Origin of the sequence: Acinetobacter sp. YH12200, assembly GCF_013418175.1 — a bacterium.
Taxonomy (GTDB): Bacteria; Pseudomonadota; Gammaproteobacteria; order Pseudomonadales; family Moraxellaceae; genus Acinetobacter; species Acinetobacter pseudolwoffii.
This window is the reverse complement of sequence record NZ_VPCO01000001.1, coordinates 264957-289103: the sequence shown is the minus strand read 5'-3', so window position 1 is coordinate 289103 and position 24147 is coordinate 264957. Positions and strand designations below refer to the sequence as shown.

General features: G+C 41.8%; 20 protein-coding genes and 1 pseudogene. 10 read left to right on the top strand and 11 right to left on the bottom strand.

What is annotated here, in order from left to right:
- Positions 1-35: 35 nt before the first annotated feature.
- Positions 36-494 carry a peroxiredoxin gene (locus FTU90_RS01390; RefSeq protein WP_180071827.1) on the top strand — a complete coding sequence of 153 codons (459 nt, stop codon included), beginning with the start codon at positions 36-38 and terminating at the stop codon, positions 492-494.
- A gap of 166 nt (positions 495-660) precedes the next feature.
- On the opposite strand, the gene FTU90_RS01385 is transcribed toward FTU90_RS01390, so the two are convergent.
- Both FTU90_RS01385 and FTU90_RS01380 read right to left on the bottom strand, forming a co-directional pair.
- Positions 661-1224, bottom strand: a complete 564-nt coding sequence (locus FTU90_RS01385; RefSeq protein WP_051064995.1) for a YceI family protein — start codon at positions 1222-1224, stop codon at positions 661-663.
- 454 nt (positions 1225-1678) lie between these two features.
- On the bottom strand, positions 1679-2284 hold the full coding sequence (locus tag FTU90_RS01380) for a LysE/ArgO family amino acid transporter (protein ID WP_159138204.1): 606 nt from the start codon (positions 2282-2284) through the stop codon (positions 1679-1681).
- A gap of 103 nt (positions 2285-2387) precedes the next feature.
- Between FTU90_RS01380 and FTU90_RS01375 the strand changes: the two genes are divergently transcribed.
- Positions 2388-3293: a LysR family transcriptional regulator ArgP gene (locus FTU90_RS01375; protein ID WP_180071826.1), complete on the top strand. Its 906-nt coding sequence runs from the start codon at positions 2388-2390 to the stop codon at positions 3291-3293.
- Positions 3294-3298: 5 nt separating this feature from the next.
- Here the strand turns inward: FTU90_RS01375 and FTU90_RS01370 are convergent, their stop codons facing one another.
- On the bottom strand, positions 3299-3868 hold the full coding sequence (locus tag FTU90_RS01370; protein WP_005097586.1) for a nicotinate-nicotinamide nucleotide adenylyltransferase: 570 nt from the start codon (positions 3866-3868) through the stop codon (positions 3299-3301).
- 101 nt (positions 3869-3969) lie between these two features.
- Here FTU90_RS01370 and FTU90_RS01365 point away from each other — a divergent pair, with 101 nt between their 5' ends.
- Positions 3970-4770 (top strand): enoyl-CoA hydratase, encoded by an 801-nt coding sequence (locus tag FTU90_RS01365; protein ID WP_180071825.1) that lies wholly within the window; start codon positions 3970-3972, stop codon positions 4768-4770.
- A gap of 73 nt (positions 4771-4843) precedes the next feature.
- Positions 4844-5647, top strand: a complete 804-nt coding sequence (locus FTU90_RS01360; protein ID WP_180071824.1) for a nitroreductase family protein — start codon at positions 4844-4846, stop codon at positions 5645-5647.
- A gap of 226 nt (positions 5648-5873) precedes the next feature.
- On the opposite strand, the gene FTU90_RS01355 is transcribed toward FTU90_RS01360, so the two are convergent.
- The 3 genes from FTU90_RS01355 to FTU90_RS01345 form a co-directional block, all read right to left on the bottom strand.
- Positions 5874-7343 carry a carotenoid oxygenase family protein gene (locus FTU90_RS01355; RefSeq protein WP_180071823.1) on the bottom strand — a complete coding sequence of 490 codons (1470 nt, stop codon included), beginning with the start codon at positions 7341-7343 and terminating at the stop codon, positions 5874-5876.
- A 140-nt stretch (positions 7344-7483) separates the two neighbouring features.
- A complete protein-coding gene (locus FTU90_RS01350) occupies positions 7484-7801 on the bottom strand; it encodes a hypothetical protein (protein ID WP_005097590.1) in 318 nt (105 codons plus the stop codon).
- Positions 7802-7831: 30 nt separating this feature from the next.
- The gene (locus tag FTU90_RS01345) at positions 7832-8707 is read right to left on the bottom strand and encodes a LysR substrate-binding domain-containing protein (RefSeq protein WP_005097592.1); all 876 of its coding nucleotides are present in this window, start codon (positions 8705-8707) and stop codon (positions 7832-7834) included.
- A gap of 171 nt (positions 8708-8878) precedes the next feature.
- On the opposite strand from FTU90_RS01345, the gene FTU90_RS01340 reads away from it, so the two are divergent.
- The gene (locus FTU90_RS01340) at positions 8879-10621 is read left to right on the top strand and encodes an FAD-dependent monooxygenase (protein WP_159516072.1); all 1743 of its coding nucleotides are present in this window, start codon (positions 8879-8881) and stop codon (positions 10619-10621) included.
- 189 nt (positions 10622-10810) lie between these two features.
- Here FTU90_RS01340 and FTU90_RS16020 read toward each other — a convergent pair whose 3' ends face one another.
- From FTU90_RS16020 to purL, 3 genes are all read right to left on the bottom strand, one after another.
- On the bottom strand, positions 10811-10936 hold the full coding sequence (locus FTU90_RS16020) for a KGW motif small protein (RefSeq protein ID WP_005170067.1): 126 nt from the start codon (positions 10934-10936) through the stop codon (positions 10811-10813).
- 352 nt (positions 10937-11288) lie between these two features.
- Complete coding sequence (locus tag FTU90_RS01335; protein ID WP_180071822.1) at positions 11289-11735, bottom strand: hypothetical protein; 447 nt, start codon at positions 11733-11735, stop codon at positions 11289-11291.
- Positions 11736-12263: 528 nt separating this feature from the next.
- On the bottom strand, positions 12264-16097 hold the full coding sequence (purL, locus tag FTU90_RS01330) for a phosphoribosylformylglycinamidine synthase (RefSeq protein WP_180071821.1): 3834 nt from the start codon (positions 16095-16097) through the stop codon (positions 12264-12266).
- Positions 16098-17451: 1354 nt separating this feature from the next.
- Here purL and FTU90_RS01325 point away from each other — a divergent pair.
- The 5 genes from FTU90_RS01325 (at position 17452) to ruvB (ending at position 22699) form a co-directional block, all read left to right on the top strand.
- Positions 17452-19089 carry a hypothetical protein gene (locus tag FTU90_RS01325; protein WP_005170049.1) on the top strand — a complete coding sequence of 546 codons (1638 nt, stop codon included), beginning with the start codon at positions 17452-17454 and terminating at the stop codon, positions 19087-19089.
- 11 nt (positions 19090-19100) lie between these two features.
- Positions 19101-19232, top strand: a complete 132-nt coding sequence (locus FTU90_RS15965) for a putative transporter small subunit (protein ID WP_005097597.1) — start codon at positions 19101-19103, stop codon at positions 19230-19232.
- Positions 19233-19405: 173 nt separating this feature from the next.
- Entirely contained in the window at positions 19406-20746 is a 1341-nt protein-coding gene (locus FTU90_RS01320; protein WP_005097598.1) for a deoxyguanosinetriphosphate triphosphohydrolase, read from the top strand.
- Positions 20747-20866: 120 nt separating this feature from the next.
- On the top strand, positions 20867-21469 hold the full coding sequence (gene ruvA, locus FTU90_RS01315; protein ID WP_005097599.1) for a Holliday junction branch migration protein RuvA: 603 nt from the start codon (positions 20867-20869) through the stop codon (positions 21467-21469).
- A gap of 222 nt (positions 21470-21691) precedes the next feature.
- A complete protein-coding gene (ruvB, locus tag FTU90_RS01310) occupies positions 21692-22699 on the top strand; it encodes a Holliday junction branch migration DNA helicase RuvB (protein ID WP_005097600.1) in 1008 nt (335 codons plus the stop codon).
- Positions 22700-22712: 13 nt separating this feature from the next.
- Here ruvB and FTU90_RS01305 read toward each other — a convergent pair whose 3' ends face one another.
- Both FTU90_RS01305 and FTU90_RS01300 read right to left on the bottom strand, forming a co-directional pair.
- Positions 22713-23450: a hypothetical protein gene (locus FTU90_RS01305; RefSeq protein ID WP_227523631.1), complete on the bottom strand. Its 738-nt coding sequence runs from the start codon at positions 23448-23450 to the stop codon at positions 22713-22715.
- 195 nt (positions 23451-23645) lie between these two features.
- Positions 23646-23915: pseudogene (locus FTU90_RS01300) on the bottom strand (acetamidase); the annotation flags it as partial.
- Between the last annotated feature and the right edge of the window lie 232 nt (positions 23916-24147).

Genomic DNA, 24147 nt, shown 5'->3' with positions numbered 1-24147 from the left:
TTTTTTTGAAAAATTTAAATAAAACAGGAGTTAATATGACTGCCATCAGTTTGCTTGACCAGAGTTTCCCTGCAACGACAGGTGAAATCAATTTAACCCAGCTGGATACAGAATGGCTGGTGATTTATTTTTATCCTAAAGATTCTACTCCGGGTTGTACCACTCAAGCCGTCGGATTTTCTTGTTTAAAAGATCAGTTTGATGCTTTAAATACCACCATTATTGGCGTATCTCGTGATTCGGTCAAAGCCCATCAAAACTTTACTGAAAAGCAGAATCTGAGTATTAATCTGATCAGTGATAAAGAAGAAATCCTGTGTAATCACTTTGATGTGATTAAAGAAAAAAACATGTATGGCAAACAAGTCATGGGGATCGAGCGTTCGACTTTTATTTTCCATAACGGCGAACTGGTCAAAGAATATCGTAAAGTCAAAGCCGCAGGTCATGCCGAACAAGTCCTGGAAGATTTAAAAGCTCTGCAAAGTGCTTAATTGACTATTTCCTGCAAGGATAAAAGCTCGAAAAAATTGGGCTTTTTTTGTGATTACTTTGATGTAATACAAGCATTTTATATGTCTTCTATGCTTCAATTTTTAAAGCTAAGCAATAGACATGCAGCAGTCTATTAATCTGAAAAAAGACTGTATTCAAACACCCTTAATTAACTTCACAATGACCCGAGAGATGCAGATTCACTTTCTCCCCTACGCCTGCGATTCCCTTTCTCATGCCGAAATCACTGCGGTTAATCACTGCAAATGCCTGGACTTCGAGCAAGTTGTCATTAGACAGACTCGACTTAAAGGTTGTTTCAAAAATCACCGGTTTGGTCACACCACGCAAAGTCAAATTGCCTAAAACATTGTATTTACCATTGCCCAGGTCTTTAAACTGGATACTTTTAAAACTTACCGTTTTGTATTTTTCAACATAAAAAAGGTCTTCACCCAAAATCATATGTTTCAATAACGGTTTATTAAAACTCAAACTCTCCACATCCATGACCAGATGCGTTGAAGCATTTTGCGGTGCTTTGGCATCAAACTGCATGCTGGATTGCACCTGATTAAACTTGGCTTTGACCACAGTCAGTCCCATTGACTTGATCTCAAAGCCGACATCACTTTTAGGAGTGAGCGTCCATGATTTTGCAAAAGTCTGACTACTGAAAAATAAACAGATTGCCAGGCCAATCAGTCCAGTTTTTATTGTTGTTTTCAATTTTAAATCTACCTTGTTTAATTTCTTATTGATCGGATTTAGGTACGCGCTTCAAGCTAAAATTAAATTTTCTTTTCAGTTTTAGAATTTTTGTTTTCGTTATTTTTATACCAGTTAACTGAAGTTTTTGTAAAACCCTTAGTGACTAATGGAAAAAATAATAATTAGTATTTATTTTTAAGAAGTAGCTTAATCGAAGTATGCTCATCGAATGGAGACTGTTAATACTTTGATTTTAAAATTCATCTCCTAAATATGATCATATATTTCAACAAAATCTGAAGTAAAATTTGCTTACACAGCGAGCACTGCAAACTCTATTTTCTATTGTGATTCTCTTTGAAAAATGTTTAAAACAGAATGTCTAGACAAATATCAATTACAGACCTTACTCGCATTCTCTTGCTCAAAATATAAAAATCCTCAATTGAGGATTTTTATATTACCAGTTGAATTAAATACTGAGAATTAATGACCCTGCGACGATCCACATGGTACAAGCAATGAGAGCATCCAGAACCTTCCAGGCATGGCGATGCTGAAACCAGGGTGTCAATATCTTTGCCCCATAGCCCAAGCTAAAAAAGAAAAACCAAGATGCACAGACAGCACCAAGCGCAAACCACCATTTTCCTAGGCTATATTGCGTTGAAATTGAACCAATCAGGATGACGGTTTCTAAATAAACATGCGGGTTTAACCAGGTAAATGCCAGACAGATCATCAACACTTGTAAAAAATGTGCTGTAACTTGATCACTTGGAGCCAAAACTTCTGTTGATTTAAATGCACTGATTGCATGTTGCAGACCATAATAAAACAGGAATCCTGCGCCGATATATTTAGAAAACATAACCGCATTTGGATAATGTTCAATGATGTGAGCAAAACCAAAAACACCTAATAATATCAAAATAGTATCAGACAAGGCACACGTCAAACAGACCAAGAAGATATGCTGCTGCTTTAAACCCTGTTTTAGTACAAAGGCATTCTGCGCCCCGATACTGACAATCAGGCTCATACCTACAGCAAAGCCACTGACCATATAACTGAACATCACATTCCCCTTTTTTGAATACATGAATTATTCAACAAAAAGGAAGCTATTCATTAAAACTAAGTTAATATCAATTTAACTAAATTTTTCTTAGATTGTAGCGATGCTGAATGCGAAACAATGTGATGCTTTTTACGCGGTTGCAAAAACTGGAAGTTTTGATCTGGCGGCAGAACAACTCAATATTACTGCCTCAGCAGTGACCCTTCGTGTTCAGAGTCTGGAAAAACAATTGGGACACTTGCTGCTGGTGAGAGACCGGCCTTGTCGCGTGACTCAATCTGGACAAACTTTATTGCATTATTTACAGCATCAGCGTTTGCTAGAACAGAACTTGATGCAGGATTTGGGTGGTCAGGTACAACAGGAAGGTTTTTACTGCCTGAATGTTGCCACCAATGCCGATTCACTTGCGACCTGGTTATTGCCGACCTTACAAGCCCAACTGATCCAGCATAAAATTGTGCTGCATTTTCAACTGGATGACCAATCACAAACCCATCATTTACTGGAAGCCGGACTGGTCAATGCCTGTTTAAGCACTGAAGCCAAAGCCATGAAAGGCTGTCTGGCCGAGCGGATTGGACCAATGCACTACCGTCTGGTTGCCACGCCTGAATTTGCCCGGAACTGGTTTCAACAAGGAATACATCGTGATGCCTTACGCCACGCACCGGCGATTCTGTTTAATGAAAAAGACCAGTTGCATACCCAGTATATCCAGCAAGAATTTGGCCTGAGTCCGGCACAATATCCTCACTTTTTTATTCCATCGACGCATGCATTTTTTGATGCCATTGTCATGGGCTTGGGTTATGGCTGGTTGCCGGATTATCAAACCCGGCATTTGCTGGAATCAGGACAATTGATTGAACTTTCCGGTGAAATGCGAATTGAAGTCCCCTTGTATTGGCATCACTGGAAACAGCAGTCTCCTGCTCTGGCGATTCTGGGTAAATGTTTAAAACAGCATGCTCAGACCACCATGAATCAGCCTCTAGCCATCTGATCGAGTCAGGCCAGATTGCTTTTATCCTTCTGGACAAATTTTTGACTGAGTTGCTGATAGGTTTCGGTATGCTGGAATTGCTCTAGAAACTCAATCGTGCCTTGTGGAAATTTATCCCGTTGAATTTCACCGCGATAATAAGCTTCACGCATCGGCGTAGCGGATAAAGCACCTTCTAGGCTTTCCAGTTCGACCATTTCCCATTCCGGGAAAAATTTTAAATAATATGAAGAATCATCTTTAAAATGTCCAATCAGTCCGACTTTGGCATTCGGTTCTATAGCCTGATTTATCAGCGATTTCACCAGTTTTTGCCATTTTTCATCATTATAAACATCAATGACTTCTACAAATTGAATCCGCGCCTGATCTTCCGGACTAAAATTTGCAAGGATCATGGCTTCACGTTCCGAAGCCAAAAATGGATTTTTGATATTGCGTTCATTCTGCGCAGAACCGAGGGCCAAAATCACATTTTGACTGTGTTCTAAAGCAATCTGAATGGTTTGCATATGCGCCAGATGAAAAGGCTGAAAACGGCCAATGAAAACCAGATAATCAAATGTATAGTTCATAACAGATCATTTTTATGACTCATGAGTTGTGCCGCCCCAATAAATATGCGACATAATCAATCTCATAAAATCAAATTAAGTTTTAAAGCAAGGATAGTACGATGACACTGAGCTGTATTCAACAACCTCATGAGCATTTGCATGCGAATTTAGAACATGGCGTACTCACTTTAGCCATCAATCGCCCGGAAGCGAAAAATGCCTTATACAGCGAGCTGTATTTATGGATTGCTCAAGCGCTCGATGAAGCAGATCAAGACAATCAGGTGCGTGTGGTGGTGTTACGCGGTCAGGACACGGACTTTAGCGCGGGCAATGATATGCAGGATTTCATGAAATCTGCTGCCAAGAAAGGTCAGGCCCCTGCGGCTGAAGGCCCGCCCTTTATTTTACTCAAAGCGGCTGCCAAGTTTTCCAAGCCTTTAATTGCAGCGGTACGTGGCGTTGCAATCGGGATTGGGGTAACCATCTTATTGCATTGTGACTTGGTCTATAGTGACAATACTGCCCTGTTCCAGATTCCATTTGTCAGTCTGGGCCTATCGCCTGAAGGCGCTTCAAGCAAATTGCTGATTCAGCAGGCGGGCTATCATAAAGCGGCTGAATTATTGCTGACTGCACAAAAATTCAATAGCGAAAAAGCACTCGGTGCCGGTCTGGTGAATAGTATCGAAGAAGATACCTATGCGGCTGCACAAAAACAGGCGCAGACTTTAGCAGCATTACCTTTGGCGTCTTTGAAGCAAACCAAAGCCTTGATGAAACATAATCTGGATGAAATTGTGGCCTGCATCGACCATGAAGCAGAAATTTTCATGCAGCGCGTTGGCTCTCCGGAAATGCTGGAAGCCGTACAAGCTTTTATGCAAAAACGTAAACCTGATTTCACACAATTCAACTAATTTTCAAACTTAGGATCTCAATGAGCTGGTTTAGACTGCCTCATTGATTCCTTTACCTGTAAGAATAAAGAATATGTCTACTGAAAACTCATCCATTATTGCCCAGTCTACTGAAACCATTGATAGCGCCAATCCGGATAAAAAACGTTATTATGAACCTGCTCCGCAGGATATTGATGTCGATAATTTCCGTAAAGTGATCGAAAGTCGTCGTTCAGTGCGTAAATTTACCAAAAAACCAATTCCAGAAGATGTACTTGATGCTTGTCTGGATCTGGCGTTGCTGGCTCCCAATTCGTCAAACTTGCAGCCCTGGACATTTTATGTGGTACAAAACCCGGCGAAGAAAAAGCGACTGGTCAAAGCCTGCATGAGCCAACTGGCAGCAAAAACGGCTTCTGAGCTGATTATCTGTGTGGCACGTACCGACCGTATTGATGAAATGGCCAAACGGAATGTCAATGAATTTCCATATCCGGAAGCACCAGCTGCCATCAAAAAATACTATAAATACATTCCATATAACTATAAAACCGGTTATTTAAATGTCTTTGGCAACTTTAAAAAAGTGGCTTTCAAAGTTGCCCGCACTTTAGATAAACAGATGCCTGTTTCTGCCTTTAGTCCAAGTGATGCCAAACTTTGGGCAACCAAAACAACGGCACTGGCTTGCGAAAATCTGGTCTTGGCCTTACGTGCTTATGGTTTTGACAGCTGCATGATGGAAGGTTTTGATGAACCGATGGTACGCGATCTCTTGGGCTTAAATGATCAGCAATATCCAGTCATGGTGATTGGTGCAGGTGAACGCGCCAAAGACGGCGTGTTCTTCCCGCAATACCGTTTTGATCGTGAGTTATTTATCCAGAAAGTTTAACAGTAGCAATAGAAGAATAAATCTTTGATTTGATATTCTTGGCGATATGAATACCACTCTTAGGCAGAGATTCAGAAATGAATTTTCTGCCTAACCTGGGATCTCGGTTAATTTAGACATACCCTTCTTATCCTTCAAAGTAACATCAACCTATTAAATAAAGATTTAAATCTTCACGCGATATGAGACTGTGCCAGCACCCAAAGTGCTTATGCATCATCAAAATCTAAGAATAGTAAGTTCTCAATTTCCGGTCATCCATCCAGTTACAATGAAATCCGACGGGTACACGAACCGGTAAATGAATCGTGGCAATAGGCCCCTTCTGAATATATTGCGCATCTAAAATCACCACTTTCGATGGACTGCCATCTAAGGCGTGTAGATAAGACATCAGCCAGCCATCATTTTCTGTTTGAGCACCTTCTCGGGCGACAAAAACTGCCTCACCTGTAACCCAGTTTGCTCCAAAGGAATAGCTTGCTGTACTGCCGGTTTCCAGATCATGGTACAAGAGTGTATTACTGCTAACATGATAAGGATCATCAAAGCCGGCAAAGGAAACACTATAGGCATAGCGATAAGGTCGCCCTGTATAGGCTTCATTGATCCGCGGAAATTCCTGCTTGATATTGGATAATACAGTTCGAGTGACTTTTCCTGTTTGCTGCTCGAAGATCAATCTTTCCAGCCGAATCTCCTGATCTTCTATTGGTCCCTGAATGGAACTGACCAGTGCCTTGGAATGTACCACTGCATCCATCACTACATCACCTGTGTTCAGGTCATAAGCATTGACCGTATGAAAAATAAAACAGGGATCAATCTCATACCAGCGGATGTCTGCCGCACTGCCACCAAAAGGCAGCATACCTATACGAGCCTGATGTTTAGGATTCCATTGATAGGGTAATAGTGAGCCTTTTAAGGCACTACGCATAGAAAAGTTGACATTCAAATCCAGAATCAGCACCTGAGATTGAGTAATGGCACAGTCATGCACCATCGGGCCATGTTTGACTGGAATTTCGACATGATGTTGCAGTTTGCCTTGAGCATCAATATGTAAATAAAAAACCTGATGATGATTCAAGGCATCATAACAAACCGCATGAATATCTCCTGTTTCCGGGTCGATATGCGGATGAGCCGTAAACGGTAAATCCTGATCATTTTCAAAAAGTTGATGCCGTTTTGATTCCAGTTCACGATTTACTTCGATCGGATAAGCCCCCGCTTCGACCAGTGCCCAGATTTTCCCGGCAAAGTGGATGATATTGGTATTGACCGCATCCGCGACTCCACGCGTTTTCCCTAAAATCTGGGGTCTATGCAATTTTTTCTGCACACTGGCCGATCCGACATAAGCACTTTTATAGCAATGTGCTTCACCAGCTTTGAGTTTCAGCGCGTGAATCATGCCGTCACCGGTGAACCAGTGATAATTTCGTGGGTTCTTTACCGTGATCGGATTCGGGCCAATCCGCATCAGCGCACCTTCTAGTTCTACAGGAATTTGCCCATCTACCATCAATTGAGTAGCAAAATGCTCCTGTCGTTGTGGCGCAAATATGCCATCCAGATAGGGATTGTCATGAGAATAGGGAATGTGGCTATGCAGGATTCCCGCACCATGTTTGATAGTTTTACTGAGCGTATTCTTGAGGATATTGCCGAGCTGTTTTGACCACTGCATTATTATTTTCCTGTTTTATTTTTATGATGATGACTGATTTTATACTCATAAAAGGAGGTTAATCATTTTAAACAGATAAGCTGATGGTACGCTAAAACACGATGCGCACCATTACTTCTAGCAGCAATAAGGTTGCACGTTTAGACTTTAATATCCAGGAGCTGAATAAACTCAAAAGCAGGCTCTTCATAAGGATGGCTTGCTTTCAGAGCTTTGGCGACCTCGACCGCCTTTTCATCAGCAACCAGCATTTCTACTCGCCACTCTTCAACCTGCTCTAATTCCCCGACTTCACCAATATAAGGATCTGCACCTTGCTGCGCTTTAAACTGTCCTGTTCCCAGTACCTGCCAGGCACAGTGGGTATAATCTCCGATGCCGCCTGCACCCGCTTTAAATAAGGCTTCCTTAGTCACTTCAAGATGTTCATCTGGTACATAATAAATGAGTTTTAGCATGTTTCCCTTCAACCTTTTTCAATGGCTTATTTAAGATCTATTGTCCAGTGCCTGGGTAATAATATTCAATGCGGAATTATGAGAATTCTTGTTAAATGTTGCATAAAGTCCTAATTGTGGCAGGACTTGATCTGTTTGCACGATTTTCACATGCTCATTTAAAAAACGCAGCAGATATTCCGGGACGAAGCTAAAACCCATGCCCATATTGATCAGGTTAATATGTTGCAACACATTGGTAACCCACAGCATTTGGTCATGCTGCAATTGTTCAAAAGACATCAGGTGATTCAACTGCGCATAAAAGACCGGCGAAGCATTTTGCTCACACATAATCAACTGATGATTTTTCAGTTCTTGTAACTTCAATGGCCGATCTGTGGGATGTAAATGCTCGGCTGCCACCAGATAAATCTGTTCATTCATTAAATGAATATTGTCAAAATCGGGATGTTGCAGACAATAGCGGGTAAAGCTCAAATCCAGCTCGGCATTTTTCAGGCGTTGAATCTGCTCCATACAGGTCAGACTATGCAGATGAATTTTTAAATCAGGAATATTCTGCTTCAGTTTGGCCAGAATATTTGGCATCACTTTCAGTTCTGCAACATTTAAAAAGCCAATATGGATCTGGTTATTTTTCTGCTGCGCCACCTGACGCGCCGCGGCAACTGCCAGTTTGGCACTTTCAAGCGCCTGTTCAGCATGAATCAGAAAAGCTTGCCCTTCATCGGTCAGTTTGATTTGCCGGGATGAGCGGTCAAACAGCATTACACCGACTTCCTGCTCCAGATCCTTAATCTGCTGACTTAAAGAAGGCTGCGCCGTGAACAGCTTATCTGCTGCTTTGGTAAAACTCTGTTCTTGGGCTACTGTTAAAAAAGCACGTAAATGTCGAAGTTCCATAAACTCAGCCGCATATTCTCAGGCATTTTAAGCTGCCAAACGAGAAAGTAGTAAGAATCTCAATAGACCTATAGTTTATATGAATACTCCTATTGTATTGCCTGAATTTCACTACACTGGATTGTAAATATATTCAAATCTTGTTCTTCAGACAGACACATGGAGTCATGTATGACACAGCATTACGATACTGACGTATTGGTAATTGGCACAGGACCTGCAGGATCGACCTTAGGTTTAGCACTGGCAAACTATGGAATTAAAGTTCAACTCTTCACACAGTTTAACTGGCTGGCCAATAGTCCACGTGCACATATTACCAATCAGCGTGCTATGGAAGTATTACGTGATTTAGGCATTGAAGAACAAGTCAAAGAAATTGCGACACCGTGGGAACACATGGGCGAAAGCCTGATTACCACCAGTCTGGTCGGTGAAGAAATTGCCCGTTTAAGCGCTTGGGGCACAGGTGATGAACGTCATGGCGACTATATCAAAGGCAGTCCATGTCCATTGGTGGATTTGATTCAGCCGAAAATGGAAGCCTTACTGGTCAAGAATGCCGGTGAGCGCGGTGCAATCTATAACTTCAATACTGAATATTTATCGCATGTTCAGGATGAAAATGGTGTCACCGCTACTTTCCTGAACCGGATTACCAACACAGAATTTAGTTTAAGAGCCAAATATCTGATTGGTATGGATGGCGCACGCTCAAAAGTGGTTGAGCAACTTGAGCTACCACTCGAAGGTGTGATGGCGCGTGCGGGTACAGTCTATGTGACTTTTAAAGCCGATCTAAGCAAATATGTTCAGCACCGCCCTGCGATTCTGCAATGGATCGTCAATCCTGAAGCCAGCTTTGGTGATCTCGGTATGGGCTTGCTACGTGCCATTACGCCTTGGAATGAATGGATTATGGGCTGGGGCTTTGACATTTCCAAAGGCGAGCCACAAGTGACTGAAGAACAGGTTCGATCGCGTCTGAATACATTTGTTGGCGCTGAAGTGGAAGATGTTGAAATCCAAAAACTGTCCTACTGGTATGTAAACCAGACTTGGGCAACTGAATACTCTAAAGGCCGCGTGTTCTGTGGTGGTGATGCTGTACACCGTCACCCGCCTTCAAGCGGTTTAGGTTCAAATACCTGTATGCAGGATGCGTTTAACCTTGGCTGGAAACTCACCTATGCAATCAAAGGTTGGGCCGCACCTTCCCTCCTCGATTCATATACGTCTGAACGTGCGCCTGTAGGCAAGCAGATTGTCGCACGTGCCAACCAGTCCCGTTTTGACTATAAGCATTTAAAAGAAGTCTTTGGTTTTGACCAAGGCATCACTACGCAAAAACAAATGCTGGAACGTATTTTTGCTGAAGATGAGCAAGGTGCCAAAATTCGTAAAAAGTTATTTGAAGCACTTGAAATTAAGCATTTTGAATTTAATGCCCAAGGTGTTGAACTGAATCAGCGCTATAGCTCAAATGCGGTAATGAATGAAGCTGAGCCCGAGATCTTTGACAAAGATGAACAGCTTTATCTGCAAGCCACGACTCGTCCGGGTGCCAAAGTTCCACATACCTGGCTAATCAATAGCAAAGGCCAAAAGCAATCCACTTTGGATATTAGCGGTAAAGGCCGTTTTACCTTACTGACAGGTTTATCAGGCAAAGGCTGGAGATTGGCTGCCGAGGCTCTAGATTTACCTTATTTAGATGTAATTCAGATTGGTTCACGTGAGTATCGTGATGTCTATGGTACTTGGAATGCCAAGTCTGAAGTTCATGAATCAGGTGCGGTGCTGGTTCGTCCAGATGGTTATGTGGCTTGGCGTTATCAGGACAGTACCAATGCATCTTTTGATTATGAAAATACGTTAAAGGCGGTATTGAAGCAAGTTCAACTCATAATCTAACTATTCCATCAATCATATTTAATTGACCATCGACATGGATGTCACCTGTCAGCCTGTGGGATATAGTCATTCTATCAGTCTGACGAAGGGGTTTTGTCTTTCGGAGCAATGTTCCTCATGCCCGAACAAAAGCAAATATAGAAACAAAACTAAAAAACCACCTCTCGGTGGCTTTTTTAAAGCCAAATATCAAGAACCCTGCATCAAATAACTGCCCACAACAAACAATATTTGTAGTCCTACGACAATAGCAAACAACATCCAGCCTTTCTGACGCATTGCCGCCTTATCCATTATTCTAAGTGTTTTAGCCATGTCATCACCTCATACTTGAGAATTGATACTGAACTGATCTATTCCATCTTTCTTTTATAGTGCAATAAAGTTGTGCATAAAACATACCATAGCACTTTATATACAATATGAAAGCAAAATCTAAACCAAGTTCAGTGGGAGAAGTTAAATTAAAAAATCAGAATGCTTAAAAAGCAAAAATCCACCCCAAGGTGGATACGAATTAAGTAATTATAGATATTTTTAAATTATTTTTCCATAAAGTATAATTAAGTTAATATTTTTAAATGTTATTTATTAAAAATTAAGAAAATTAATGATTAGTAATTTTCTGATATTTCCACATGAGAAGTGACTTTGCTGTAAGCATGAATTATTCATTACATAAGTTCTCATTTGGAAGTGTGATACTTTTACCATCCATCGCTTTACTAAAAGCTAAATACGCCTTAAAGCGCTGTTTTGTGTTTGTGGTGACTGCAATGACATGCTGAACGACATTGGATGGTTTGTACAAAGTATCTTGAGAAAAACGCTCGTAAATGCAGCCTATCGCGCGCGATTTTTCAAATGCAATTTTTCGTAGCGGGTATTGCTGAGAAGTATCGAGTAATAAGCTCTCTTGCAGAACCATAGCCAATTGTTTTACCGCCTGTCTTTGTTCCATATTTATAAAATTCTTTTCAATATAGAGATCAATATCATCACGAATTCCGTTTTGATTCACATCAGGGCCTTCGATATCGCGATCACGATTGAGTTTCGGCAAATAACCACTTTGTTTTATTTTATCTAAATGCTTGATATTAGCTCGCCACATGTATGTATCACACCCCGCCAATGTGAATAGTGAAATAAGTAAAATGCACCTTGAGAATCTGATAAATATTCTTGGCATGAGGTACCTCTTTATTTTATATGCATCATCATTGTCAAAAAGCTCAACATCTATCCTGAATCTCAATATATTTTCATGATTTAGTAGATCTGTAGTGTTTACGATATTTCATATAAAAGATCGCAACAGCGATCAAATGCAAGGCTAAACACAAGATGATTTTTAAATGTGGACTATACAGCTCATCCGACATTTTTTCGAAGAGAGTCAAATAAACCAGACTATAGGAAACGAGTCCTAAAATGGTTATTGCCGTTATTTCTATTTTTAAATATGCACCATCTGCAAAGTTATAATCTGCACTAAAACACAATAATGCAAAGATAAAATATGTAAATATTTTCATGATCTAAACTGGTTACTTATTTGAATTATTTAAACGATGTTAACTCCGAAATATACATAAAAAAAGGGCCGCTACTGCGACCCCTTTTCATCATCTAAAATCGATTAACCAATAAACTTACGTGCATTACGGAACATACGTAACCAAGCACCATCTTGATCCCAGTCTTCTGGTTTCCAAGAATGCTGAATCGCACGGAAGTTACGTTCAGGGTGCGGCATCATAATTGTTGCACGACCGTCTTGAGAGGTTACACCGGTAATACCTTCCGGTGAGCCGTTCGGGTTCAATGGATAATGTTGTGTTGCATTCCCCAAGCTATCTACATAACGCAGAACCACCTGATTCGATGCGTTGAGCGCAGCAAAGTTTTCCGCAGTTGCAACCGCACGACCTTCACCATGTGCTACAGCGATCGGCAGAATCGAACCTTCCATGCCCTGAAGCAATACAGAGTTTGATTTTTCCACACGAACATTCACCGCACGTGCTTCAAACACTTCAGAAGTATTGCGGTGGAAACGTGGCCAAGCATCAGCACCCGGAATCAGCGGAGCCAACTGAGACAACATTTGACAGCCGTTACAGATACCCAGCGAGAAGGTTTCCTGACGGTTAAAGAATTTCTCAAACTGGTCACGCAATTTAGTATTGAACAATACTGATTTTGCCCAGCCGCCACCAGCGCCCATCACGTCACCGTAAGAGAAGCCACCACAAGTCACTAAGCCTTCAAAATCATCCAGGCTGATACGACCTGCCAGCAAGTCACTCATATGTACGTCAACGGTATTGAAGCCGACTTTATCAAATGCTGCTGCCATTTCGATATGACCATTGACACCCTGCTCACGCAGAATCGCCATGTTCGGACGACGTGAATTAATGTACGGCGCTTCAATCGCTTCATTCAAATCAAATGTCGGTTTCGCAATGATACCTGCATGAGATTTGTCAGTGATAAGAGCAAATTCCTGATCCGCAGTTTGTACGTTGTCACGTAGGCGCTGGATTTGGTGGGATACTTCCGTCCAAGCCACTTGCAGATCAGCACGTTCAAGTACTAGACCGTTTACAGATAACTGATCCGTGTTATTTACCGTACCCACCACCTGAATGGCATCTTTCAGGGTAGATGCTGTAACTTCAGCTTCTAATGCTGCCCAATCCGCTTTGCTGATTTGAAGCACTGCACCAATTTCTTCTGCAAACAGGCTTGCAGTTGACTGATCTTCTAAAGCCACACCCAGACGTGATGCGAACATCATTTCTGCAACAGTTGCGACTAAGCCACCATCACCGATGTCATGATATGCCTTGATCAGACCACGATTGTTCCAGTCTTGAACCAATGCGAAAAATGCTTTGAAGTCATCGAAGCTGTCGACATCAGGCGTCACAGAACCGATTGCTTTATACACCTGCGCCAGAATCGAACCACCTAGACGGAACTGACCTTTCGACAAGTCAATACGAACCAGTACAGACTCAAGGTTTTTAAGCTCAGGTGTTAACGTTTTACGAACATCGGTCACAGGTGCAAATGCAGTAATCACGCCTGACATTGGAGAAGTCACTGATTTGTCTTCGCCTTCATCATTCCAGGTGGTACGCATTGACAATGAGTCTTTACCGACTGGAATTGCGATACCCAGTGCTGGACACATTTCCATACCGATGGCTTTTACACCTTCGAATAGCGCTTGATCTTCGCCCGGTTGACCGGCAGCAGCCATCCAGTTTGCAGACAATTTAATGTCGCTGATTTTTTCAATCTTCGCAGACATGATGTTCGAGATTGATTCAGCCACTGATAAACGTGCCGATGCAGCAGGATTGAGCAATGCGACTGGTGGACGTTCACCCATCGCCATCGCTTCACCGGTGTAGCCTACTAGGCTTGTCGTTGTTACCGCAGCATCCGCCACCGGAACCTGCCAGCGACCGACCATTTGATCACGTGCCACCATACCAGTAATCGAACGGTCACCAATACTGATCAGGAATGATTTAGAAGCCACTGTCGGGTTTTTCAAAACACGATAAATCGCATCTTTCAGATCTGTGACTTTAGCCGCGTCGAAATCATCGCCTTTGCGTTCAATGGTTTCATATGAACGGCTCATACGCGGTGTACCACCAAGCATTACCTGCATTGGCATATCCACTGGCTTGTTGCCAAATAACGGATCTTCAACGGTTAAGTGACGCGCTTCAGTTGCTTCACCGAGTACCGCAAACGGACAACGTTCACGCGCACAGATCGATTCAAATAATTCTAAAGAAGATGGACGAATCGCCAGTACATAACGCTCTTGCGCTTCATTTGACCAGATCTCCATAGGCGACATGCCCGGCTCAAGCGATGGAATCTTACGCAGATCCAGCACCGCACCGAGTTCATGGTCATTCACCAGTTCAGGCATGGCATTCGATACACCACCTGCACCCACATCATGTACAGACACGATCGGGTTCTGGTCTTCCATGCGCCAGCAAGTATCAATCACTTCCTGACAACGGCGTTCCATTTCCGGGTTTTCACGTTGTACCGAAGCGAAATCCAGGTTTTCGCCGAGTTTACCGCTGTCTACAGAAGATGCTGCACCACCGCCGAGACCGATCAGCATGGCAGGGCCACCGAGCACGATCAATAAATCGCCCGGCAAGATTGGATCTTTTTCAACGTGATCTGGACGGATGTTGCCATAACCACCGGCAATCATGATTGGCTTATGGAAACCTTTAACATCGCCATTGATGTTTTGTTCAAAGGTACGGAAGTAACCATTTAAGGCAGGACGACCAAATTCGTTGTTAAACGCAGCGCCACCCAATGGGCCTTCAATCATGATTTGTAGCGGCGATGCCATACGCGATGGCTTGCCATAGTTTTCTTCCCAAGGCTGTTCAAAGCCCGGAATGTTCAGGTTAGATACTGTAAAGCCGGTTAAACCTGCTTTAGGCTTACCACCACGACCGGTCGCACCTTCATCACGGATTTCACCGCCCGAACCTGTCGCAGCACCGGCAAATGGTGCAATCGCTGTCGGATGGTTGTGAGTTTCCACTTTCATCAAGATATGCGCGGCTTGACTCTTATATTTATAAACCTGCTGGCCATTGTCTTCTTTGGTTGGATAAAAACGCTGGGTATCCGAACCGACAATCACCGAAGCATTGTCTTTATAAGCCGACAATACATCTGTAGGTGATTCTTTATAAGTATTCTTGATCATCTGGAACAATGACAATGGCTGAACTTCACCATCAATGGTCCATTCAGAACCGAAGATTTTATGACGGCAATGCTCAGAGTTTGCCTGTGCAAACATCATCAGTTCGATGTCATTTGGATTACGACCCAGCTTGATAAACGCTTCAGTCAGGTAATCAATTTCTTCCATCGACAATGCAAAACCAAATTCGTTGTTGGCCTTAACCAGTGCTTCTTTACCTTCACCCAGAATATCAATCGAGTTCAGTGGTTTTGGTGCTGTTTCAACAAATAATACCGCAGCATCTTCAATCGCATTAAATACGCTTTCAGTCATACGGTCATGCAAAATCTGTTGAACTTCATTTGATACGTGTTTTAGACCCTTCAACGTAAATAAAACGCCGCGCTCAAGACGATGAACCGGCGTATTACAGTTTTTGAAAATGTCCGTCGCTTTAGAAGACCAAGGCGAGATGGTGCCGACACGCGGTGTCACTAAAATTTGGATTTCATCACTTGCAGCCTGGTGCAATTCAAAAGATTGCCCATCGTTGAGAAGCTGTAAAGCTGATTGCTGTTGTTGCTCGCTGAGCGCTTGGTCAAAGAGGTAGACCCATTGACTTTCAATTGATTGAACAGAACTAATTGACGTCAAACGCGATAATAGTTGAGTTTTCTTAAAAGAAGAATGTGCGGGTGCACCGGCAACGATAAACATGCTGATTTTGGCTCCACGGGATGGTCTGAACAACCATGCCACAATGTGACTTGAGAGAGCGCATATTCTACTGTGAAATAAGGAAATCGGCTAGATGGCAAATACGAAAACTACGGCTGAAATATTCTGTATTTTTAAAATATTGTGTTTATTTTCAGGCAGGAAAATTGAATGTAGTCGCGTAGATTAACACAATTTGTTAAAGAAAAATCAAAACCGATTAACAATAATTTCACTTAAGAAAATTGTATTATTTTTCAACAGCAAGACCACTTAAAATGCGTACAGAACTTATTCTTGAGCCGTTATAAAAAACTTATTAAGGATAGACTAAAGCTTCTCGGGATAGACTGAAACAGTCGAGTTCATTTTTTAGCTCATCTCTCTGTCGGCGAGTTGCACTACTGAAATAATTTTGTATCCAGCTATCCCCATTCCGGGCTCCATTGCAGGATTTAAGACTCTGCCCCGCTGTTCTCCCTTTTCGAGCCTGTCTGTATGAGCAAACTATATCGCCTGCTTCAATCGACTTCCAGTAATATCCGGTAGCCCAGATTATTCCGATCACTCATCTTAATATATGAACTCTATTTAAAGATACCTGAATCTCACATATAAGCCTCAATCATAGTTTCTAATAAAGAGCTAAACTTAAAATTAATAGATCTATTTTAGCAAATAAATTTCCAGGATATTAAGCCTCTTGTTATTAATATATTGACTTAGCAAATTTATTTAAAAATTTCTTATTTTACCTCTATGAAATAGGTTATTTTCAAGCTAATCAATTGAAAATATACAGCTTAAATTCAAACTGATTCTCGGTCTCTATTCTTATGCAAAAATTCAGAATATATAAGCATCATCAGACATGAATTAATGAAAGTTTTTTAGGCTATTATTAAAAAAATCACTACTCATAATGAAGAAAATAAGCAATATTAAAATTTTGTTACTTTTTCATTTTCTGACTGACATCCATCTTTATTCTAATAAAAAACCATGCAATAAATACCTGTAATTCCTATAAAAATATAGAAACAACAAATCTATATTTGATAAGATGTTGAAATCAAAAATAGCCTTATATCAGCAAAGAATCTACATAATTAATGACTTCATCAGTAAATTTGATGATTTTATGTTAACCTCTACGCCAATTGCTGAGGAAATGTCCACATTCAGGACGCATGAATCATCCTCTTTTCTGCTGCAGATATGAATATCCAATTGATATTCAGACGCTGGTTTTTTTATTTTCTGTAGCTTCACTGCTCTGTCTAATCTAGAGCCTTAATCTGTTGCCAATGATTTAATTTTCAAAAACAAAAGGTGACCCGCTTAAGGAGTATGTATGTTTCAATTCACTAGTACAGCAACTGTACTATTGATGGTGCTTTTCTATGGCATCACCTTTCTATTGTCGTTACGCATTAAGCAAAAAAATGAAAATGTCGATGGATATATGGTCTCGAATGGCTCCATCGGATTTGGAATGTCTGCGGCCAGTATGACCGCCACCTGGATCTGGGCCGCTTCATTTTATGCAGCAGCTTCGTCCGGATATAAATACGGTGTTTCCGGTGCCTTACACTATGGTTTGTGGGGTGCACTGATGATTTTATTTATCTACCCATTCGGCAAACGTTTCCGCGACCTGGCACCCAATGCACACACTTTGGCAGAAATCATGCATGCACGGCATGGTAACCAGAGCCAGATGATTCTGGCAGGCTCCAACATTGTCGGGAGCGTGATCAGTCTGATGGTAAACTTTACCGCAGCAGGTGCGCTGGTTGAAATTCTGTCTCCCCTCAGCTTTATCCATGGGGTCTTGATTACCGGAATTGGCGTCCTGTCCTATACTTTATGGTCCGGTTTCCGCTCCTCGGTATTTACCGACTTTGGGCAACTGGTCGCCATGATTGTGGCGGCAGTGATCATTATTCCGACGCTATTTTTCACCCTGGGCGGCCCTTCACTGTTCCAGACCGGCATGCATAATCTGCAACCGGAACAACTGGATTTCTTTTCGAAAACCGCATTTTTAGAACAGGGTGCACCATTTTTTGTGGCGGTACTGGCTTATGCGATTGGTAACCAGACCATCGCCCAACGCCTGTTTGCAGTGCGTAAAGACTTGATCAAACCCAGCTTCATTACTGCAACCATCGGTTATGCCGCGATTGTCGTCGGTTTGGGAATGCTCGGATTATTGGCGCTATTTGCCGGGATTCAGCCGATTGATGGCAACCTGAACAACCTGATTCCACAAATGGCAGCAACGTATCTGTCTCCATTTATGGTGGCCTTACTCTTTGTCATGGTGATTGGCGCGCTTTCGTCAACGGCGGATTCGGATTTATCTGCCCTGTCTGCCATCGTAATGACCGATATTTATGGCAAACAGATTGCTAAAAATCGTCCTGATCCGAAGAAAATGCTGTTTATTGGCCGGATGACCATGATTGTAGCCACCATGCTCGGTATTTTAATTGCCACGCTTAAATTCGACATTCTAGCGATGCTGATTTTCGTCGGTGCACTCTGGGGTGCCATCGTATTCCCGGTGATTGCCAGCCTGTACTGGGACAAGGTCAATGCCCGTGCCTTTAACTGGTCTGTCGGTATCGCATTTTTAAGCTTTCTGGTGGTTCGATTTGAATGGCTGCCAATTCAGGGTCTGATCGCACTCAGTTTTGAGCTTATGGCCACCATCGGTATTGGTGTGGTACTGGGTCTGATGAGCTTTGGCTTCTTTGGCAAGAAAGTCGGCCTGGTGGTCGGTATTCTGGCCAGTATCGGCTTCCTTCCATGGACCATCGGCTTCCTGCGTGATTATGGCACGCTATTAAGTTCCCTGACCGCCTACGGCAGCAGCGCCATTGTCTGTACAGTACTGACTTTAATGAATAGCAAAGAACGATTTGATTTTAAACAAATCAATAAGATGGTGATTGAATTTCACCAGGTATCTGAGAAAAGTAAATAAGGAGATTTCAGATGAGTAGTCAATTTATGACCCTATATGTACTTTTTTGGCCATTGGTGGCGACGATGATTTTGTTCGTCATTTGCATGGGGGTCTATAAAGACATCCAGGAAGCCAAGATCAGTGGTGAAGATTTGCTTTAGTCCACTTCTATCATGAGATAAAAACAGGTCAATATGACCTGTTTTTTTATAGCGATTGTTCAGCTGAAATTTCCACAGAGTTTTGTTTGTTCCGACAATTCATGTCGCAGCACTCTAGTGCTGTTGCTACTTTTTTGGCATGATGCACTTAGCAAAGAATTGAATAATGATAAATGACTCAAATGCGTTGGTTAGAGCTGCTTTCGACAGTTCGGATTGGTAGTAAAAAGCAAAGTACTGAACTGGCACGTAGCCCGTTCCACAAAGATTATGACCGTATTATTTTTTCACAAAGTTTCCGCCAGCTGAACCGTAAAACTCAGGTTCACCCTTTAACCCAGCACGATGGTATTCATACACGACTCACACATTCACTTGAAGTGTCCTGTATTGGGCGTTCACTCGGGATGCTGGCCGCAGAGAAAATAAAAGATCAGTTACCACCCTGGATTTCCCCGGCCGATGTCGGTGCCATTATTCAGGCTGCCTGTCTGGCACATGATATTGGTAATCCCCCTTTTGGCCATGCCGGTGAATATGCCATTCGAGAATGGTTCGACGATGCATCGCATACCGATTTTTTAAAAGATCTCAGTCCTGAACAAGAAGCCGATGTACGTCAGTTTGAAGGCAATGCCCAAGGTCTACGCCTGTTGACCAAAATCGATTACCATCCCAATGATGGCGGCATGCGTTTGACTTATGCCACGTTAGGGGCTTATTTAAAATATCCGTGGCTGTCAAAAACCATGGCATCTCAAGTCGATTTACCTGCCAGCAATCGGGCCAAGTTTGGCTGCTATCAGGCCGAGAAAGAGATTTTAAAGCAGATTGCAGAACAACTCGGACTGATTCAGTTAGCTGAATATCATTACTGCCGTCATCCACTGACCTATCTGCTCGAAGCGGCTGATGATATCTGTTATGCCCTGATTGACCTTGAAGATGGTATTAGCCTGAATATGCTCAGTTATGACGAAGTTGAGCCGGTCTTTTTAAATCTGCTCGGTGATTATGGTATTCCTTCTGAAATCGCCATGAGCAATACCACCTGGCAGCAAAAAATTGCCGCCTTGCGTGGTCGGGTCATGAAACGTCTGGTCGATGAAGTGACAACGGCTTTTGCTCGTCATCATGACCAGATTTTATCGGGTCAGTTACAAGGTACTTTATTGCAATATTGTACTGCGGACATTGAAATCGGGATTAATCGCGCCAAAGAACTGGCACGGGATAAAATTTTTGAGCATCCGCAAAAAGCAGGACTGGAAATTATCGCGCATCAATGTTTGCAAAATATTCTGGATGCCTTTATTCCCTTAACAACGCCGCATAAAAACCTGAGTTTTAAAGAACAGCGCTTGATGTCGATTCTGCAACGTTCAGGGGCGAATTTTAGCGCCAGCCATTATGACAATATCATGCAGGTGCTGGATATTGTTTCGAAATTTTCTGATCATCAGGCTTATAACCTGTCGCAGGAATTACAAGGCAATAAAGCCGGATTGTTATAAAATATTCTGCTGTATGGGAGGATGATTGTAATAAAATCATCTATTTTACAGCGGCAGATTTTGCCTTTCCGGAAAATGCTGACTACTATGCAGCAAAACTGAATTTAGTGATGATAAAAGATGATTGGATGTCTGATTGGTGAAGTACTGGCTTTAGAAGCACCGACCGTACTGTTAAATGTAAATGGCGTCGGTTATGAAATTGATACGCCGCTGACGACTTTCTGCCAGCTGCAAAAAGGACAACAAGTCACACTCTGGACCCATCTGGCCGTGCGTGAAGATGCACAGTTGCTGTATGGCTTTATCAATGCGCAGGAAAAAACCATTTTCCGCACCTTACTCAAAGTCAACGGCGTTGGCCCCAAAATGGCCTTGGGTATTCTTTCAACTTTAAGTGTGGAAATGCTGATTCATACTGTTGAAAATGAAGATGTGAATACCTTGGTCAAAGTTCCCGGTGTCGGCAAAAAAACCGCTGAACGTTTAATGATTGAATTACGTGACCGTTTTAAAGCCATGGCTTCAGGTGCTGCGCCAAGCAATTCAACTGCACCACAGATTCAGTTTATGGGCAATTCAGCCGTGGCTGAAGCAGAAGCTGCATTACAGTCTTTGGGTTATAAACCTGCTGAAGCACAAAAACTGATTAATGCGGTTAAAGCAGATTACACTGAAGCCAGCGACATTATCCGCGCTGCATTAAAGTCGATGAATCGTTAATACTGATTTAAATATTCGCTGCAAAATGAAGATGAGAAGGCAGCATGGATGCTGCCGCAGAAATATGGCATAGGATGTGCCATTATTTTTGCAAAGGGTTTTGTTACTTTTGCCCTGTCAAAAGTAAGAGCATGCCTGCACAATGGCATACGAATTGTTAAAGCATTTTGAGGCTATGACTTTATTCACCTCAAATAAACCATAGAGATTAACTCAAAAGATATGCAAGACCGTCTCATCAGTGGTTCTGAAAAACCAGAAGATCATTTTGATCGTGCCATCCGTCCAACCTCACTCGATGACTATATTGGTCAGCCTGTGGTTCGAGAGCAAATGGAAATCTTTATTGGTGCCGCCCGTGGCCGTGAAGAAGCGCTGGATCATACATTGATTTTTGGCCCGCCCGGCCTGGGTAAAACCACGCTGGCGAATATTATTGCCCGCGAAATGGGCGGTAATCTTAAGTCGACTTCAGGTCCGGTGCTAGAACGTGCCGGTGATTTGGCCGCCATGCTGACCAATCTGGAAGAAGGTGATGTCCTGTTCATTGATGAGATCCACCGTCTTTCACCGGTGATTGAGGAAATTCTCTATCCAGCGATGGAAGACTACCAGCTCGACATCATGATTGGCGAAGGGCCTGCTGCACGATCAATCAAACTGGATTTGCCACCCTTTACCCTGGTTGCAGCAACCACACGTGCAGGTCTGCTTACCTCTCCTTTGCGTGACCGTTTCGGCATCGTACAGCGTTTAGAATTTTATTCAGTTGAAGATTTGACCCACATTGTCAAACGTTCAGCCAACCTGATGGATGTACCCATGACCGGTGATGGCGCAAAAGAAATTGCCCGTCGCTCACGGGGTACACCGCGTATTGCCAACCGCTTATTGCGTCGTGTACGTGACTATGCTCAGGTCAAAGGCACTGGTGAAATTAATCAGGATATGGCGCAACGTGCTTTGGACATGCTCAAAGTCGATAAAGATGGTTTAGATACTTTAGACCGCCGTTATCTATCGATGTTATTAGAACGTTTTGATGGTGGCCCTGCTGGTGTTGAAGCGTTGGCTGCTGCCATGGCAGAAGATTCTGGTACGCTGGAAGATGTGATTGAACCATATTTGATTCAGCAAGGTTATGTGATGCGTACTGCACGTGGCCGTATTGCCACCAATATGGCCTATTTACAGTTTGGATTGACACCACCTGAGCCAAAAGAAAAGTGATTCAAAAAGCAGCTTAGGCTGCTTTTTTATTGAATATAGATTTCAAATTTTGAATAAGAGAATCTACTACAATGTTTAGAGCTTTGAAACTATCAGCAATACCTTCTTTATCAATTACCGCGGTAATACACATGATTTGTAGCTGAGTGAGATAACGCTCAAATTCGTCCCATTCAGATACTAATTCATGATCTTCCTCTACTAACATTTTTAAATGAGTACTAATACGAGCTATTAAAGGGAATATATCATCTTCTAAACTCTTTAATTCTGAACGCATATCTTCGTATTCATTATTTTTGAACCAGTCTTTCACATCATTTAGTACTAAAGCTACAGAGCCTAACAATGTAATGTATTTATGCACTAATGGTTTCAATACAGCAAGATCGTCTATTAACTTAAGTTTCCAACCTCTATAAAATTCTTCTTGTAATTCAACTCTTTTTAAATTTTCTTGACTTTCTATAAGTTGTTTAGTCATATTTCTATGAGATTCTGCTGCTTCTTTAATATCTTCACTTACTACTTTAAAAGATAGTTCTGTGAGTTGAAAACTCTTACGTCCATACCAATAAGCAAGCCAAGTTGCGAAACTACCTAAAATAAGCGCAATAATGACAGATAAAGTAAATGATGAAATTGCTGTCGTATCTGTCGAATGATTGAGATCAAGCTCCATCTTTCTATTTGGATTCTCTACAACACTTGCCGTTTGATCAAAAGGCTGCTGTGGCACTGTCCATGGCAATTGAAATCATCACTGCATTATTATTCTGCTCTGCCACAATTTCCCCATTTCATTTCAATAAATTTTTATTATTGATATTCTAAAAATTTTCAAACCATTACAAAAGAAAAAGCCAACTGACATGTCTAAATCAGTTGGCAAAAGCACAAAACAAAAAACTAAATAAAAAAATTACTTCTCTTTTTTCTTAAACTCCTAAAAGTCCGCTTTACGAATCATCGCGTGAATACCTTTGGTTTTATCTACCACTTGCGATACTTTAAAATCCGTTGCAGCACTTAAGTATGTATAAGCAATTTCTTCTGAAATTCCGTATTCATTGACCAAAAAACGGATTGCTTCGCGTGTCGATTTACGCATGGCTTCGTCTAAGTCTTCATCTAAACCTAGAGTAATCCACAACTCATCATTTTCGCCCAAAGGTTGTGTTAATGATTGTCGCGGAATCTTGTCCTGATCTATTTTTGATATTTGTTTTTATTTTGTCTTATTGATAATTTTGATACCTTTAGCATATAGAAAATAAATAAGGGTACATAATTTTACAATGTAAAAGTATTCATAAAGCTCTTTTAGAACAAGGTCTAACAAGCAATATACCTTAAAGGTATTATCATAATACTTAGAGAGTTTTGGTCAAATTTAAATCAATATGCAATCCTAGAGAATCACTTTAACCATTTAAAATTCTTAAGGT

Coding starts and splice junctions, on each gene's coding strand:
- FTU90_RS01390 (WP_180071827.1), top strand. CDS start 36: ATGACTGCCATCAGTTTGCTTGACCAGAGTTTCCCTGCAACGACAGGT.
- FTU90_RS01380 (WP_159138204.1), bottom strand. CDS start 2,284: ATGTTCAGTTATATGGTCAGTGGCTTTGCTGTAGGTATGAGCCTGATT.
- FTU90_RS01375 (WP_180071826.1), top strand. CDS start 2,388: ATGCTGAATGCGAAACAATGTGATGCTTTTTACGCGGTTGCAAAAACT.
- FTU90_RS01370 (WP_005097586.1), bottom strand. CDS start 3,868: ATGAACTATACATTTGATTATCTGGTTTTCATTGGCCGTTTTCAGCCT.
- FTU90_RS01365 (WP_180071825.1), top strand. CDS start 3,970: ATGACACTGAGCTGTATTCAACAACCTCATGAGCATTTGCATGCGAAT.
- FTU90_RS01360 (WP_180071824.1), top strand. CDS start 4,844: ATGTCTACTGAAAACTCATCCATTATTGCCCAGTCTACTGAAACCATT.
- FTU90_RS01355 (WP_180071823.1), bottom strand. CDS start 7,343: ATGCAGTGGTCAAAACAGCTCGGCAATATCCTCAAGAATACGCTCAGT.
- FTU90_RS01350 (WP_005097590.1), bottom strand. CDS start 7,801: ATGCTAAAACTCATTTATTATGTACCAGATGAACATCTTGAAGTGACT.
- FTU90_RS01345 (WP_005097592.1), bottom strand. CDS start 8,707: ATGGAACTTCGACATTTACGTGCTTTTTTAACAGTAGCCCAAGAACAG.
- FTU90_RS01340 (WP_159516072.1), top strand. CDS start 8,879: ATGACACAGCATTACGATACTGACGTATTGGTAATTGGCACAGGACCT.
- FTU90_RS16020 (WP_005170067.1), bottom strand. CDS start 10,936: ATGGCTAAAACACTTAGAATAATGGATAAGGCGGCAATGCGTCAGAAA.
- FTU90_RS01335 (WP_180071822.1), bottom strand. CDS start 11,735: ATGTGGCGAGCTAATATCAAGCATTTAGATAAAATAAAACAAAGTGGT.
- purL (WP_180071821.1), bottom strand. CDS start 16,097: ATGTTTATCGTTGCCGGTGCACCCGCACATTCTTCTTTTAAGAAAACT.
- FTU90_RS01325 (WP_005170049.1), top strand. CDS start 17,452: ATGTTTCAATTCACTAGTACAGCAACTGTACTATTGATGGTGCTTTTC.
- FTU90_RS15965 (WP_005097597.1), top strand. CDS start 19,101: ATGAGTAGTCAATTTATGACCCTATATGTACTTTTTTGGCCATTGGTG.
- FTU90_RS01320 (WP_005097598.1), top strand. CDS start 19,406: ATGACTCAAATGCGTTGGTTAGAGCTGCTTTCGACAGTTCGGATTGGT.
- ruvA (WP_005097599.1), top strand. CDS start 20,867: ATGATTGGATGTCTGATTGGTGAAGTACTGGCTTTAGAAGCACCGACC.
- ruvB (WP_005097600.1), top strand. CDS start 21,692: ATGCAAGACCGTCTCATCAGTGGTTCTGAAAAACCAGAAGATCATTTT.